Below are 14,841 nucleotides of genomic sequence, written 5' to 3' on the forward strand. Positions count from 1 at the left end.
AAGATAAGAGGTGGAAAATAAATTGCTGACTCTTTTTCCTGCTTATTTAAAAAATTCTATTTGAAAAATTGCACCCTTAGGTTTATTATCAAGAATCCTTATTGTTCCTCTGTGTTGCACCACCAGGTAATTTACAATATATAAACCAAGCCCTGTTCCTTTGGCAGTTCGTGTTTTCTCATCACCTACCCGGTAAAATTTTTCAAACACACGTTTCTTTTCATCGTCACTAATGCCATTGCCTTCATCCATTACACTCAAATAAATTTTCTTGTCCGGTTTTTTTAGCTCTACGGTTATTTTCGATCCCGCCGATGAATACTTACGGGCGTTATCAATGAGGTTCAGTATGATCGATGCAAAATTTATAGTATCGATCTCCATGAAAATATCCGGCTGAATGGCTGAATGCAATTTATGATCGCCGGCAATACCGGGACGAGCCAATAACTGTGTGATGTATTGCGAAACATTTACCCTTTGCCTGTGCAATACAAAATTACTTTTGTCGATCTGCGCGGCCAGCAGGATATTTTCAACAAGCGCGTTCAACCGGTCGGTATCACTGATCGCGTTAATCAGTATTTCCTTTTGCTTCGCTTTATCAATATCGCGGATCAAAAGTGTTTCCAGCTGTAAACGTGTTGAAGCGATGGGTGACTTCAATTCGTGGGTCACGGAAAGTAAAAAATTACTTTGCTGTATGGCCAATTGCGTTTCTTTCTGAAATGTTTTACGCACCCTTATTATTCCAAAAAGCAATATGATGAGAAAAACACTCCCCTCGCCTATTATCATGAATCGCTTCTTATTGAGAATTGAATGAAGCTCCTTTTCGGCTTTTACGGTTTCCTCTATACTACCCGACTTTAATAAAACAACTTCCGACTTAAGCCGGGTTATTTCGGTATTCAGTTCAAACATAAGGTAGCTCCACCATACAAACTGGAGCAACACGTAAACTAAAAGAAAATAAAATCCGATTAAAGAGGTCGGCTTCCGGTTATTGATCATCGCTCTAATTTACAAATCTTCCTGCATAGTTTGGAAGTCGGAAGTTGGAAGACCGAAGTCGGAAGTCAGAAGTTGGAAGGCCGAAGTTGGAAGGCCGAAGTTGGAAGACTGAAGTTGGAAGCACGAAGTTGGAAGACCGAAGTCGGAAGCACGAAGTTGGAAGGCAGAAGTTGGACTTTTTCAAAAAGCGACAATCTATCCCGTTTTAATGTATAAATGAGAACTCAGTTCAGCAGAAAAATAAGATAGAGGAAGTTCAGTCTTTAAAACCGATCAGCATTACCGTACAGGCATTTTTCTTTTTTCCTGAGGCGGAAGGCGGTATTTCGTAATCAATATAATAGGTGCCGGCTTTGGTTGGTTCAAACGTCCAGCGCTTTTCAATTCCGTTTTTGGAATCGTAAACTCTAGTGCGTTTTTTTGAACGCATATTTTTATCGTAAATATTCAGCTTAATATCTTCTTCAAAGTCCGACGTGCTGAAAACAAGTTTGTACTGCTGACCGGCAAAAGCCGTGAACTCAATTTCAACAACCTGTGGATTCAGCGGGTCAAAAGTTATTTCCTTTAATGCATAGCTGTCATATTGGTATGGAGCAATGCTCGCCCTGTTTTTTTTTACAATATGCCTTGCCGGGCATTGGGCAAATGTGTATGCAGTTGTAACAAATAACAGCAAAATAACAGCTTTAATTTCGGTCTTTACTCTCATAATCAAAAGGCTTTTAATTAGCGCGTATCCATCAACTCAATCACTCAAAATAAAACCTGTAATATGTAACAAAGCACAAATATGAACAATCCGTTTAGCTTATGCATCAGTTAAAACACCTAATTAAAGAAATAATTTATAGTAATTTTTATTAAGCATTTTACCTAAAATATATTCTTTTGTATAAAAAAACAATCGCTTTCACAGGAGCCAAAGTGGAACCAAAGCGAATCAATAAATTTTTCGCAAAACAAGGAGAAATTACCAGGAAATGATGTGTAAAAAAACAGGGTGGATTTATAACGGAAGCTGTAAAGAGACCAAATCAGAACATATCAGGCATCGGGATTGCTATCCATTGAAAGCAATTTTTGGCGCAGCATAAATTCTAATTGCTTATTTACGCGCAGAAGACTCTTCATTAATTCTTTATTCTCTTCACGCAATGAATAAACCTCGAAAGCATTGTCAATAGTGATCTTCAGGTCATCCACATTAAGCGGCTTCATAATATAACGGTACACCTGGCCCTTATTTATCGCCTCAATTACCGCCGCAATATCAACGTAGCCGGTCAGAAGCATTCGAATGGGATAGGGATATTCTTTAATGATTGATTCGAGAAATTCTACACCGGTCATATTCGGCATGCGCTGATCGGTAATAATAATATGAATTTTTTTATCCTTCAGTATTTGAAGCCCCTCAGTCGCCGATTCCGCTGTATATACATTGTAGTAGCTTCTGAAATTCGCTTTGAACGCCACTAAATTATTAGCTTCATCGTCTACATATAATATGTTAATCTTTTTATCCATTATTAATAATTTACATTTACCGGGAATGATATACTTTTATGCAACCATTTATAAACGTAGCACGTACAAAAGTATAGTTTTTTCCGACAAACTCTGAAAATATATTTATGAAACACCAACTCGAAAAACTGATCAAACAAAACAAATCAGGTAAGGAAATTTTTCAGCCTTCCTTTTACCGTTTAAATGATCCTGCCGGATCAGATGCATTAAAAAATCTGATTACAGCAGTTCCTGAAATAAATGTATTTGATGAAATCCTGGGGCAAGTTGAAGAATATGTAAAATCCACCAATCCAAAAATAGTTTTCAGCAAAAGTGAATTAACTGAAGCCGCAAAGAAACACATAGGCTCCATACCGTATGAAGAATATGGAGTTTGGGTATATTATCCCTGGTCAAAAAGACTTGTGCATATGCTGGATGAAAAAGAATTTGTTGAAGTACGTACAAACCGCAATATGTATAAAATTACTCCCCAGGAAAAAGCGGTATTGGCCACCAAAAGAATTGGAGTTATCGGGCTATCGGTTGGGCAATCAGTCTCTTTAACGATTGCAATGGAAAGAAGCTGCGGAGAGTTAAGGCTAGCCGATTATGATATACTTGAGTTAAGTAATTACAATCGCATTCGTACCGGCCTTCACAACCTGAATCTGCCCAAAGTAATATCAGTGGCAAGGGAAATCGCGGAAATAGACCCCTTTCTTAAAGTTAATTGCTATCACGAAGGCATTACGGAAGAAAACATTAATGACTTCCTGCTTAAAGATGGGAAACTTGACATTCTGATAGATGAGTGCGACGGTTTGTATGTAAAAATTCTTTGCCGACAAAAAGCCAAACAGCTTGGCATACCCGTAGTTATGGAAGCGAGTGACAGGGGAACAATTGATGTAGAACGATTTGACCTGGAGCCAACTCGACCAATTCTGCATGGTTTTATTGATCATCTTGATCTAAGCAAAGTAAAGGAAGCAAAAACAAATGAGCAAAAAGTACCGTATTTATTACCAATAGCTGGTGAGGCGACTCTTTCTCATCGCTTCAAAGCATCAATGCTTGAAATAGAACAAACCGTAACAACATGGCCTCAACTAGCCTCTGCTGTCACATTGGGAGGAGGTATTACCGCCGATGTTTGCCGGAGAATTGCTTTAAATCAGTTTCATGACTCCGGAAGATACTTTGTAGATATTGAAGAAGCTATTTGTGATAAGAAAAAAGAAAAAACAGAAGAAAAACCACTCGACATAAAACCACCTCTTAGTAAGGAAGAGATGAAAGCTCTTATTCAAAATTATAGTACCCCTTTAATCAACGACCAAATTGATTTAAAAAAAGAAACTGTTGAAATTCTCGTACATGCTGCAATACTTGCCCCAAGCGGAGCGAACAGTCAAACCTGGCAATGGGTGTATCAAAATAGTTGTCTTTATTTGTTTCTGGAAAATCAATATGACGCTGCCCTATTAGATTATAAACATACAACTACTATAATGGGTTTGGGGTCAGCAACTGAAAACTTGATTATAAAAGCTCATGAACTAGGCATAGAAGTGATGGTAGAACAACCACATTTGGATGAAAAAAGTATTCTGATTAGTGTATTTCGCTTTTTCAATCACACAAAAGTCGACCTTAAAACTGAACCCCATATTTGTGATGATCTTGTGAAAAGCATTCCTCATCGTATGACCAATAGAAATATTGAGCAGAAAAGACATTTAATTGACAAGGAAACGCTTGCATACATACGCACCTTAGCCTGTAGCATCCCTGGTGCAGACCTGAAAATAATTGATGATGAAAAGAATTTACTTGAAATTGGAGAAGTGATTGCCAAAATGGATCGGATAAGAGTTATGCATGAAGGAGGGCATATGGATTTCAGAGCAGAATGTCGTTGGACAATTGAAGAAGTTGAGCAAACAAAAAATGGCATTGATGTTTTACGAGCTACGGATTTGACACCTTCAGAATTGGCAGGCTTTCAGATGATAAAAAATTGGCATGTGGTTAAACTACTTAATGATTGGGGAGGAGGAAGAGGACTTGAAAAAGTTGCCAGAAAACAAATACAATGTGCATCAGCAGTTGGATTAATTACAATGCCGGCCTTTGATTGCAAGAATTTTTATGATGGGGGAAGAGCCTTACAGCGAATATGGCTTGGAGCCACTAAGGAAAATATTTGTGTTCATCCTACATCAATCGCCACTCTCACATTCAATGCTTTTGTTCACAGCGGCGAACACCTTTTTCCTGAAAAGATGCGTAATGAAATAAAAGAATTGCGTCAGCAGTTTTGTGATCTGTTTTCAATAACAAAACCTATTGGAGAAGTTTTATTGCTTAGATTCTTTAAATCCGGCCCTCCAAAAGGAAGATCTTTAAGATACCCATTGGGTCAGATTCTTCATTTTACTTAACTTTTTTTGTACAAAATTAGTTGCAATATATATGATACGAATCAGGGCCTTCAGATCAATAGACGAACTTAAAACATGTGAAGCATATTTAGAAGGGCATCGGAAAGTATTGACAGATTATAATATTACTCAAATAACCACCAATACCAATGAGTGGTTTTACAATCCTTCAGTATATGGAATAGTCGTTGAATCGATGGATTGCAAAGAAGTTTATGGAGGCACCCGAATTCAGGTAAAAGAATCTAATATTTTACTGCCTTTTGAGGAAGCCATTTTGGAGTTGGATAACAAAGTATTGACGACTGTAGAAGAATATTCCAAAACAGGGACAGGCGAGCTCTGCGGATTATGGAATTCGCGAAAAATGTCTGGAAAAGGCTATAGTGTGCTTCTTACCAGGGCTGCTATTGCAAGGGCAAGTCTTGTTCTGGCTGAACGATTAAAATTAAAATCCATATTTGTTTTATGTGGACCATATACAGTACAACTGGCAAAAAGCATGGGATTTGTTCCAGAAGAATCTTTAGGAAATAATGGTACTTTTATTTATCCAAGACCTGATTTAATTGCATCATTATTAGTGATAAAAGATATGGAACATCTGAAATCAGCTGATCCTAATCAGAGAAAAGATATTCTCAGTTTAAGACATAATCCGAAACAAACAAGAATTGAAATGGGACCAAAGGGGGAAATTGAAGTGGAATATGATTTACGAATTTCCAGTATTGAAGATATTAATTCCAAAATATAAGCAACAAACCATGAAACAGAATTGCCACATAAAAAAAATATTGAGCGCATTCTTTGTTTTTCTTTTCACATTTTCATACGGCTCTCCCGTAGAATTTAAAACAATAGAAGATGTAGTCAACATAGGCGGTTCTATTGAAATATTAGAAGACAGAACAAATATGTTAACTATTAACGAAGTTATGCTATCAAATGATTTCAAAAAAAGTAATCAAGAGGTGCCAAATCTAAGCATATCCCCATATACTTACTGGGTTAAAATTCAAATCCAGAATTTAACTGATATTGAATCGTTGTTAATTAATCTATCACATCCAATTATTGACGAGGTAGAATTCTATAATATCTTACCAAACAACAGATATATTGTTGAAAAACTTGGCGAATACAAGTCCTTTAACGAAAGAAAATATAATCATCAAGATTATATTTTCGACATATCAATCCCAAAAAATGAAATCAGAACATATTACATTAAAATAAGAAGTGGCGACCAGATTGAAGTCCCCCTATTACTTGGCGCTCCAAAAGCAATATTCGAGTCACTCTTCCGTAAAGATTTTTATTTTGGCATATATAGCGGCATCATCTTGGTGATGTGTCTATATAATTTATTCATATTTATTGTAGTTCGTGATAAAAGCTACCTACTCTATGTAATATATGGCTTACTTGTGGGACTGACTCAGGCTTGTATTCATGGATATGCTTTTAAGTATTTATGGCCAAATGCTCCATCATTTGCTATTCAAAGTATGCAAATTGTTCCTGCTATCGCAGGAATTGCTCTTATAGAGTTTGCAAAACTATTCCTTTTAACGAAGCAATACACCCCGATCTTGCATAAAGTATTCTATGCGTTGATATTTATTTACGCTATAAGTATTGTTCTTAGCCTGTTAAAAATATTTAATTTAAGTCAACAATTAGTACAAACAACGGCCCTTTTATTATCATTATATTTATTATACGTTGCTTCAAGAATTGCTAAAAAGGGATATAGGCCCGCTATATTCTTTTTAGTTGCATGGTCACTCTTTCTAATTTGCGTTTGCATTTTTGTTCTACAAACTGCATTTAGTATAGTTCCCTCTACAAGCTTTGGGTCAAATACACTGATAGTCGGATCGGCAATTGAAGTTATTTTGCTTTCCTTCGCACTTGCTGACAGAATTAACAATTTGAAAAAGGAAAACGAAAAAATGATTACCGAACAAAACATCATACTCGAATCAAAAGTAAAAGAGCGCACCTTTCAATTGGAAACATCCAATAAGGAATTGAAAGAAACCCAGACTCAACTGGTAAGTGTCGAGAAAATGGCATCGCTTGGTCAATTGACCGCCGGCATTGCCCATGAAATAAACAATCCGATCAATTTTGTAATTTCAAACATTAAACCTTTAAGAAGAGATGTGGAAGAAATTTTGCAGGTATTAGCCAAGTATGGTGAAATAACAAATGACACTGATCTAAAAGAAAAGCTGAAAGAAATTGATGCCCTGAAACAAACGCTGGATACGGACTATGTAATAGAGGAAATTAATTTATTGCTGAAAGGAATTGATGAAGGTGCCTTTCGTACTTCAGAAATAGTGAAGGGATTACAAAGCTTTTCGCGGCTGGACGAAAGTGATCTTAAAAGAGTGAATATTCATGAAGGCATTGACGCTACACTAATTCTTCTGAACAATAATATTGTACGGGAGAAAATTCAAATAATAAAAGACTACGACAAAGCGCTTCCCCAGATCGAATGCTATCCGGGTAAATTAAACCAGGTATTCATGAATATTATCAATAACGCGATACAAGCACTGGCGGCCCAAAAGAACAGACAAATCGGGGAAGGAAAAATCATTATACAAACAAAAACCGAAGGCAATAATGTAGTCATCAGCATTAAAGACAATGGCATTGGAATTCCCGAAAAAATAAAAAGCAATATCTTTGAACCGTTTTTCACAACCAAGGATGTGGGCTCTGGTACAGGATTAGGATTATCAATTGTGTTTGGAATAATACAAAGTCATAAAGGAAATATTAAAGTTGAATCAGAAGAAGGTAAAGGCGCTGAATTTATAATTACTTTACCTATTGTACATTCATAAACAAGAACTATGAAATAGCCATCACGCCAAAAAGCGTCACAAACCGAAACTAAACCACTATGGACTGAAATGCCATAGGTTGAGATAAAGAAAGAATGAACTTTACGCAATACTAAATAAAAAATGCTCTGTGGTTCTCTGTGTAACAAAAAAATTACACAGAGAAAAAGGAGTTTCACAGAGAACCACAGAGAAAGTAATGTTTTTAAAAACTGAAAGTCTTGCACTGAAATTGCATAGTTTCAACTAACGAATGAACATGCTGCCGTAGCAATTGCAATGGCAGACCTTAAAAAATTAAAATTATATACAAATGCAAGAAACAAAAATAAAAGTACTTTATGTAGATGATGAAGCCAATAACCTGATATCATTTAAAGCCAATTACAGAAAATTTTATGATATCCACACTGCCGGATCAGCGGAAGAAGCAAGAAAAATTCTACGCAGCAATGACATACATATAATCATTACCGACCAGCTCATGCCCAATACCACTGGCGTACAATTTCTTGAATCAATTATAGAGGAACATCCCTACCCGATGAGAATGATCCTTTCGGCGTACGCTGATATAGAAGCTGTTATTGAAGCGGTAAACAAAGGTCAGATATACAAGTATATCATGAAACCCTTTCAGGCGGAGGAGTTAAAAAAAACAATTGATAATGCTTACAGCCATTATGCCTTCCGAAAAAACGACAAGAAACTGCTGGATAAGTATAGAAAAATATTTGAAGAATCGAATGAAGCATTTTTTATTGTTGACAAAGAAGGGTATTTCACCGAATTGAATCAGGCCGGATTTAATTTATTAAAGATACCTGTAAATGACCTTTATAGTATTCGTATCAGTGAATTATACCGGGATGAAAATGAATTAAATTCTACAAGATATCATTTTTCAAAAAACAATTATGTTCTGGACCTCCCGCTTAAATTCCGGGATATGAAAAATAACCCGATCGAAGTTTTAGTATCCTTCAACACGATCTTTGACACCAAAGGCCAGATTATAGGTCACCAGGGAATAATAAGAGACATTACGAAACAGAAGGAAACAGAAAATCTGGTTATCCGGACCATTGTTGAAACGCAGGAATCAGAGCGTACCAGGATAGCCAAAGATATTCATGATAGTATTGGCCAACAGCTTTCCGCTATAAAATTTTACCTTAGCACATTGGCCGAAACCAATGAAGTTTTTAAAAACAACCTGTTACTTTCGAAATCAACCACTGCTTTAACTTCTGTACTCTCCGATCTTCGCGGCATTTGTTTTAACCTTATGCCCAACACAATTGAAACATTCGGCTTAATAGAAACAATTAATCAATTATGCAGACAAAACCAATCTGAAGGCTTGCTCGAATTTAAAGTTAATTCCCAGCCCGATTTTCCCGCTTTAAACAAATTACTTGAAATTTCAATTTTCAGGATCGTCCAGGAATTTATCAGTAATGCCGTAAAGCATGGTAAAGCCACCAAAATATCAATGTTATTTGAATACGAATCGGGCAAAATACGAATTATGCTTAAGGATAATGGCAAAGGATTTGAGATCGATAAAGCAAATTCATTAACCGGAATGGGGCTGAAAAATGTATATTCCCGGATCCAATCCTATAACGGTGAAATAAAAATAAACAGTACTCTTCAAAAAGGCACCGAATTCATTATATTTATACCCATAAATACACTGTTACTGGCCAAAGAACAAATCAGGATTCAAAACAATAAATAAATAAACATATATATCATGCGACCAAATACATTAAGTGAAAATATCCCCTCCCCTGTTCAGGTAAAAAATACCGTGTTACAGGAAAATGTAAGGGTACTCATCGTTGATGATCATCAAATGATCCGCGATGGCATACGCACTATGCTTGAATCAAAAACCGATACCTGCCGCTTTATCATAAGTGAAGCTGAAAGCGGAGAAGATGCGATCGTAAAAGTGCAAAAAAATGATTATGATATTATTTTAATGGATTACCAATTGCCCGGTATTAACGGGGCGGCAACAGTTTATAATTTGTTGCTCTATAAACCTCACCTGAAGATACTTGCCCTGTCGAATTATGATGAATACAGTTATATCAGGAAGATCGTTGATTCAGGGGCTAAGGGATATATTCTCAAAGATATAGGTCCTACCGAGTTGTATACAGCTATTGCGACTATATTAAGCGGTAAACCTTATTACTCAAATGATGTGGCTCTGAAACTGATCCATCACAAGACAGCTGACGCAAAGCTGAGGTACAGAGGAGTGTCTCTAAGTAAGCGTGAAATCCAGGTGCTGAAGGGTATTGCGAATGAAAAATCAAATGAAGAAATAGCAAAAAAATTAAATATTGCCAAAAGAACTGTGGATTCGCATCGCCAGAACCTCATAAATAAATTAGGGGTTAAAAACACCGTTGGCCTCGTGAAATTAGCTCTTGAACTTAAACTGATCTGATCCCTTCTTTTACCATGTCTATAACTACTGCGCAGGTACTTGATGCCTTAAAAAATGTAGATGATCCTGATCTGAAAAAAGACATTGTTACCCTTGGCATGGTAAGAGATCTTACCATCGAAGGGAAGAAAGTGAACTTTACTGTGATGCTTACAACACCCGCCTGTCCTATGAAGGAGATGATTCATAAGGCCAGCGTAAATGCTATCTTACATTTTGTTGATAAGGAAGCGATGGTAAATGTAAAAATGGATTCCGATGTTACTTCCCGCAGAAAAGATAAAACAGCTTTGCCCGGGGTAAAAAATATTATCGCTGTGGCTTCCGGCAAAGGCGGTGTGGGCAAATCGACTATTGCTGCCAACCTGGCTGTTGCACTTGCCAGACAAGGAGCCAAAGTAGGGCTGGTGGATGCTGACATTTACGGCCCCTCTATTCCGATCATGTTCGATGTGGTAAATGAACGACCACCCGTAAAAAGCATTGAAGGGGTAAGTAAAATGATCCCTGTTGAAAATTATGGTGTAAAACTAAACTCCATAGGTTTCATGGCTTCTCCCGATCAGGCGGTTCCATGGCGCGGTCCTATGGCTAGCAAAGCATTGAATGAGATCATACATAAAACACAATGGGGTGAAATCGATTACCTCATCATCGACCTTCCTCCCGGTACAGGAGACATCCACCTTACAATTGTAACAACTGTCCCGGTTACAGGTGCCGTGATAGTAAGTTCTCCCCAGCTAGTAGCTTTGGCGGATGCCCAACGCGCTGTGAGCATGTTTCGTTTACCGCAGGTAAATGTGCCTGTGTTAGGTATCGTTGAAAACATGGCTTACTTCACTCCCGCTGAACTGCCGGATAAAAGGTATTATATTTTCGGCAAGGACGGAGCGAAGAATATGGCAGCAAAACTGGGAGTTCCGGTGTTAGGACAGATACCGCTTGTACAAAGTATTTGCGAAGCCGGTGATGCCGGACGGCCTGTTGTACTGCAGGAAAACACACCACAGGCTATTGCCTTCATGGAACTCGCAAGGTCAGTGGCACAGCAAATTGCAATTACTAATGCACCGCAAGTGGCACAACAGGTTTAAAATTGTAGATCAGTGCAGCTATAATGCCGATCGAAAGGAGAATATAATTTTTAATTGGACTAAATTACAGCAGCGGTATTATATAAATGAGCGATACAGAATTAAATAAAAGAGTTGAAGAAGCTTTAAATCAGATCAGGCCCTATCTTGAAGCCGATGGAGGAAACGTATCGCTGATTGAAGTTACAGAGAACATGGTAGTGAAACTTAAACTATTGGGGGCCTGTAAAAATTGTTCAATGAGCATGATGACCCTGAAAGCCGGTATTGAAGAAACCATTAAGCGTGCTATTCCCGAAATAATATCTGTAGAGGCGGTCAGTTCTGTAGAGGAAGCCCGGGCCTGAATCCGCGGCTTAAACCGTCATAACTTCTTTTTCCTTCGCCTCCAAATGCTTATCAGCCTTTACGCCATAGCTATCTGTAAGTTGCTGCACTTTTGTCTCGCCCTCTTTTGCTTCATCCTCGGGCAAGCCGTTGGCCTTCAGTTTTTTTATTGAATCATTCGCATCCTTTCGGATGGTCCGCAAAGTAACCTTACAATCCTCACCTACTGTTTTTGCTTTTTTCACAAGGTCTTTACGCCTTTCCTCGGTTAATGAAGGTACATTTATGCGAATAACACTTCCGTCGTTCTGAGGATTCAGGTTGAGGTTAGCATCGATAATAGCCTTCGAAATGGGCTCCAGCATTGACTTCTCCCAGGGCTGCACAATGAGGGTGCGGGCATCGAGTGTGTTAACGTTAGCCGTTTGATTTAACGGCATTTTAGTTCCATAGTAATCAACCATTACAGCGTCCAGCATTGAGGGACTGGCTTTTCCGGCCCTTACTTTTGTAAGTTCACTTTCAAGGTGCGTAATGGCCTTTTCCATAAGCTGCTTCGCAGCATCTAAACAAGCCTGAACTTTAGGATCCATAAGAGATTAAGGATTTAGAACGGTTCGACTTCGCTCACCGCAGGTTTATGATTTGTTATTTAATTGATAAGGTTTCGATAAAGTTAAATGTTGTTTTATGAATATGCAAATCGGGGTTGAACTACTTCTTTACATACAATATTAGTTCGCATAATACCAATTTTACAGATACACAAAAACACGAAAAAATATACAAATAAAAAAGAACGCCGATGGTATTTAAAACTCAACCAACGTGCCTACCCGCTCGCCCAACACTACTTTCTTCAGGTTGCCCGGCTTGTTCATGTCGAATACAATGATGGGCAATTTATTTTCATTGCATAGCGTAAAGGCGGTCATATCCATCACTTCAAGGCCTTTTTGATACACTTCATTAAATGTGATGGTATCGTACTTCTTCGCTGTTTTATCCTTCTCGGGGTCTGCATTATAAATTCCGTCTACCCGGGTACCTTTTAATATCACTTCGGCCTGAACTTCAATAGCCCGCAATGTTGCCGCTGTGTCGGTTGTAAAATAAGGGTTTCCTGTTCCTGCACCAAAAATAACCACACGCATCTTTTCCAGGTGACGAACCGCTTTCCGGCGGATAAAAGGCTCACATATTTCTTCCATTTTAATGGCCGACAATAACCGGGTATCCACTTCAATGCTTTCCAAGGCCGATTGTAAAGCCATACTATTGATCATAGTAGCCAGCATACCCATATAATCACCATGAACACGATCCATCCCGCCTTGCTCTGCCTGCACACCTCTGAATATATTACCTCCGCCAATTACAATAGATACCTGTATCCCTGCCTCAGCAACTTCCTTTATCTCATAGGCATATTGCATCAGGCGCTTGTTATCAATACCAAATTGCTTATCACCCATCAGGGCTTCACCGCTAAGTTTAAGAAGGATACGTTTGTATTTGCTCATATTTGTCGGGGTATAAAATTTATCGAATGATGACCAATTTATCCTGTTTTATAGTTGTTCCATTTGAACTAATAGTGAAATAATACATTCCATTCTCAACTCCATTTTCCATTAAGTCAATGGAGTTGTTAGAATCTCTCAGGTTTTTGTTGAAAACGAGTTGCCCTGTCATATTAAACAACCTAAACTCTGTTGGAGTTTGTGTATTTGTTGCTCGATTTAACTCCACAGTTATTGTACCGCTATTGGGATTTGGATAAACCCGTATGCTATTCGCAAACGATTGCAGGTTATTCGTTAGTAACGGGTTTTTAACAATTGGGTTGTTATTAAGTACTGATGGATGTCCGGTATTTTTCTTTTTCGCAACTGAAGCCGGGTTATTATTGCAATCACTATGAATGAGTATCTGATTATCGGTTTCAGTTACATCATAAAATTTATCAAGTTGAATATTGTTAAAAATCTGCGTTATACCCGATTTTGGCCACACAATTTTTAATTCCGTTATAGATGTTGCATTGCCTAAACCAAAGTGTGCTTCGTTTGCAGTTACTCCATTGGCCCCTCCGGTAAGGTTACAGTTGCCATTTATTTCACGCATCTGGGTTGTCTGAACCCCATTTATGGTAGCTTTCACATATACTCTTGCTCCAACGGCCTGTTTGTTTGTTTGATTACCAATGCATTTTATTTTTACCCACTTATTACAGCTGCCCTTATTCACATATAAAAAATTGTGATTGTCATTATAGGGGTTATTTACATTGTTAACATACAAATCAAGGTCGCCATCATTATCTATGTCAGCAAAAGTAGCGGCGAAACTCTCTTTTAACAGATCATTGGTTATTATTTCATTGGTATTTTCAGTAAAAGTTCCATCACCATTGTTTACATAAAATCTATTTGGGTGCCCGTTTACATTGGCTAAAAACAAATCAAGGTCGCCATCATTATCATAATCACCAAAGGTTGGGCCTCCCTGCGCGTTTTCATTGCCGTTTAAAAATGGAGCCACCGTAACTTTAGAAAAAGTCCCATTGTTGTTATTCATAAATAGCAAATTGGGGGCAAATGCTATTTGTAAAAACAGATCAAGGTCGCTATCATTATCATAATCCACCCAGGCCGGGCCATAATTTGAACCGACAACCGTTGTTAACAGACTGTCATTGTTCTGCGTGAATGTTCCATTCCCATTGTTTTGATAAAAACAACTATATGCGCCTCCGCCGCCAATGTAAACGTCCATATCGCCATCATTATCATAATCACCCCAAGTGCTTCCCTGGGATAAAGTAGGTGTGCATAACGAATTTAATATACTTCCTGTTACTTTTACAAAATCTCCGGTGCCGGTGTTTCGGTAAAGGATATTTGGACGGTTTCGGTTTGCTACAAATACATCTAAATACCCATCATTATCAAAATCTACAACGCTTGCCGACCGGGGTGATAAGGTATCGTTTACCATTTGTCCGGTTGTGATAAGGGTAAAATTCCCACTTCCGTCATTTTGGTACAATTGGGCGCTTTGTGGAACTCCGGTTCCTCCCGCAAGTTTATATAAAATAATATCGA

At 37.9% G+C, this 14,841-nt stretch carries 14 protein-coding genes; 8 read left to right on the forward strand and 6 right to left on the reverse strand.

What is annotated here, in order from left to right; all coding sequences use genetic code 11:
• Nucleotides 1-42: 42 nt before the first annotated feature.
• Nucleotides 43-1,014, reverse strand: a complete 972-nt coding sequence (locus tag HYU69_05770) for a hypothetical protein (protein MBI2269851.1) — start codon at nucleotides 1,012-1,014, stop codon at nucleotides 43-45.
• 30 nt (nucleotides 1,015-1,044) lie between these two features.
• Here HYU69_05770 and HYU69_05775 point away from each other — a divergent pair, with 30 nt between their 5' ends.
• Nucleotides 1,045-1,230 carry a hypothetical protein gene (locus HYU69_05775; protein ID MBI2269852.1) on the forward strand — a complete coding sequence of 62 codons (186 nt, stop codon included), beginning with the start codon at nucleotides 1,045-1,047 and terminating at the stop codon, nucleotides 1,228-1,230.
• A 40-nt stretch (nucleotides 1,231-1,270) separates the two neighbouring features.
• Here HYU69_05775 and HYU69_05780 read toward each other — a convergent pair whose 3' ends face one another.
• Together HYU69_05780 and HYU69_05785 are read right to left on the reverse strand one after the other, a co-directional pair.
• On the reverse strand, nucleotides 1,271-1,726 hold the full coding sequence (locus HYU69_05780; protein MBI2269853.1) for a hypothetical protein: 456 nt from the start codon (nucleotides 1,724-1,726) through the stop codon (nucleotides 1,271-1,273).
• 335 nt (nucleotides 1,727-2,061) lie between these two features.
• On the reverse strand, nucleotides 2,062-2,544 hold the full coding sequence (locus HYU69_05785) for a response regulator (GenBank protein MBI2269854.1): 483 nt from the start codon (nucleotides 2,542-2,544) through the stop codon (nucleotides 2,062-2,064).
• 107 nt (nucleotides 2,545-2,651) lie between these two features.
• Between HYU69_05785 and HYU69_05790 the strand changes: the two genes are divergently transcribed.
• The 7 genes from HYU69_05790 to HYU69_05820 all read left to right on the forward strand — a co-directional run bounded on the left by HYU69_05790 (nucleotide 2,652) and on the right by HYU69_05820 (nucleotide 11,754).
• Nucleotides 2,652-4,976, forward strand: a complete 2,325-nt coding sequence (locus tag HYU69_05790) for an Rv1355c family protein (protein ID MBI2269855.1) — start codon at nucleotides 2,652-2,654, stop codon at nucleotides 4,974-4,976.
• A 31-nt stretch (nucleotides 4,977-5,007) separates the two neighbouring features.
• On the forward strand, nucleotides 5,008-5,733 hold the full coding sequence (locus tag HYU69_05795) for a hypothetical protein (GenBank protein MBI2269856.1): 726 nt from the start codon (nucleotides 5,008-5,010) through the stop codon (nucleotides 5,731-5,733).
• Nucleotides 5,687-7,843: a GHKL domain-containing protein gene (locus tag HYU69_05800; GenBank protein MBI2269857.1), complete on the forward strand. Its 2,157-nt coding sequence runs from the start codon at nucleotides 5,687-5,689 to the stop codon at nucleotides 7,841-7,843. The genes HYU69_05795 and HYU69_05800 overlap by 47 nt, the downstream gene beginning before the upstream one ends.
• Nucleotides 7,844-8,156: 313 nt before the next feature.
• Nucleotides 8,157-9,587 carry a response regulator gene (locus HYU69_05805; protein MBI2269858.1) on the forward strand — a complete coding sequence of 477 codons (1,431 nt, stop codon included), beginning with the start codon at nucleotides 8,157-8,159 and terminating at the stop codon, nucleotides 9,585-9,587.
• Between the two features lie 15 nt (nucleotides 9,588-9,602).
• On the forward strand, nucleotides 9,603-10,310 hold the full coding sequence (locus HYU69_05810; protein ID MBI2269859.1) for a response regulator transcription factor: 708 nt from the start codon (nucleotides 9,603-9,605) through the stop codon (nucleotides 10,308-10,310).
• 14 nt (nucleotides 10,311-10,324) lie between these two features.
• Nucleotides 10,325-11,407 carry an Mrp/NBP35 family ATP-binding protein gene (locus HYU69_05815; GenBank protein MBI2269860.1) on the forward strand — a complete coding sequence of 361 codons (1,083 nt, stop codon included), beginning with the start codon at nucleotides 10,325-10,327 and terminating at the stop codon, nucleotides 11,405-11,407.
• An 86-nt stretch (nucleotides 11,408-11,493) separates the two neighbouring features.
• Nucleotides 11,494-11,754, forward strand: coding sequence for a NifU family protein (locus HYU69_05820; GenBank protein MBI2269861.1), 261 nt, complete (start codon nucleotides 11,494-11,496; stop codon nucleotides 11,752-11,754).
• A 9-nt stretch (nucleotides 11,755-11,763) separates the two neighbouring features.
• On the opposite strand, the gene frr is transcribed toward HYU69_05820, so the two are convergent.
• The 3 genes from frr to HYU69_05835 all read right to left on the reverse strand — a co-directional run.
• Nucleotides 11,764-12,327, reverse strand: a complete 564-nt coding sequence (frr, locus tag HYU69_05825) for a ribosome recycling factor (protein MBI2269862.1) — start codon at nucleotides 12,325-12,327, stop codon at nucleotides 11,764-11,766.
• A 219-nt stretch (nucleotides 12,328-12,546) separates the two neighbouring features.
• Nucleotides 12,547-13,257 (reverse strand): UMP kinase, encoded by a 711-nt coding sequence (locus HYU69_05830; protein MBI2269863.1) that lies wholly within the window; start codon nucleotides 13,255-13,257, stop codon nucleotides 12,547-12,549.
• A gap of 19 nt (nucleotides 13,258-13,276) precedes the next feature.
• Nucleotides 13,277-14,841 (reverse strand): VCBS repeat-containing protein (locus tag HYU69_05835; protein MBI2269864.1); only part of this gene is annotated, 1,565 nt, incomplete at its 5' end.

Source organism: Bacteroidota bacterium, from assembly GCA_016183775.1.
Classification (GTDB): Bacteria; Bacteroidota; Bacteroidia; order JABDFU01; family JABDFU01; genus JABDFU01.

Coding starts and splice junctions, on each gene's coding strand:
- HYU69_05780 (MBI2269853.1), bottom strand. CDS start 1,726: ATGAGAGTAAAGACCGAAATTAAAGCTGTTATTTTGCTGTTATTTGTT.
- HYU69_05820 (MBI2269861.1), top strand. CDS start 11,494: ATGAGCGATACAGAATTAAATAAAAGAGTTGAAGAAGCTTTAAATCAG.
- HYU69_05830 (MBI2269863.1), bottom strand. CDS start 13,257: ATGAGCAAATACAAACGTATCCTTCTTAAACTTAGCGGTGAAGCCCTG.
- HYU69_05790 (MBI2269855.1), top strand. CDS start 2,652: ATGAAACACCAACTCGAAAAACTGATCAAACAAAACAAATCAGGTAAG.
- HYU69_05805 (MBI2269858.1), top strand. CDS start 8,157: ATGCAAGAAACAAAAATAAAAGTACTTTATGTAGATGATGAAGCCAAT.
- HYU69_05795 (MBI2269856.1), top strand. CDS start 5,008: ATGATACGAATCAGGGCCTTCAGATCAATAGACGAACTTAAAACATGT.
- HYU69_05770 (MBI2269851.1), bottom strand. CDS start 1,014: ATGATCAATAACCGGAAGCCGACCTCTTTAATCGGATTTTATTTTCTT.
- HYU69_05785 (MBI2269854.1), bottom strand. CDS start 2,544: ATGGATAAAAAGATTAACATATTATATGTAGACGATGAAGCTAATAAT.
- HYU69_05810 (MBI2269859.1), top strand. CDS start 9,603: ATGCGACCAAATACATTAAGTGAAAATATCCCCTCCCCTGTTCAGGTA.
- frr (MBI2269862.1), bottom strand. CDS start 12,327: ATGGATCCTAAAGTTCAGGCTTGTTTAGATGCTGCGAAGCAGCTTATG.
- HYU69_05815 (MBI2269860.1), top strand. CDS start 10,325: ATGTCTATAACTACTGCGCAGGTACTTGATGCCTTAAAAAATGTAGAT.
- HYU69_05800 (MBI2269857.1), top strand. CDS start 5,687: ATGATTTACGAATTTCCAGTATTGAAGATATTAATTCCAAAATATAAG.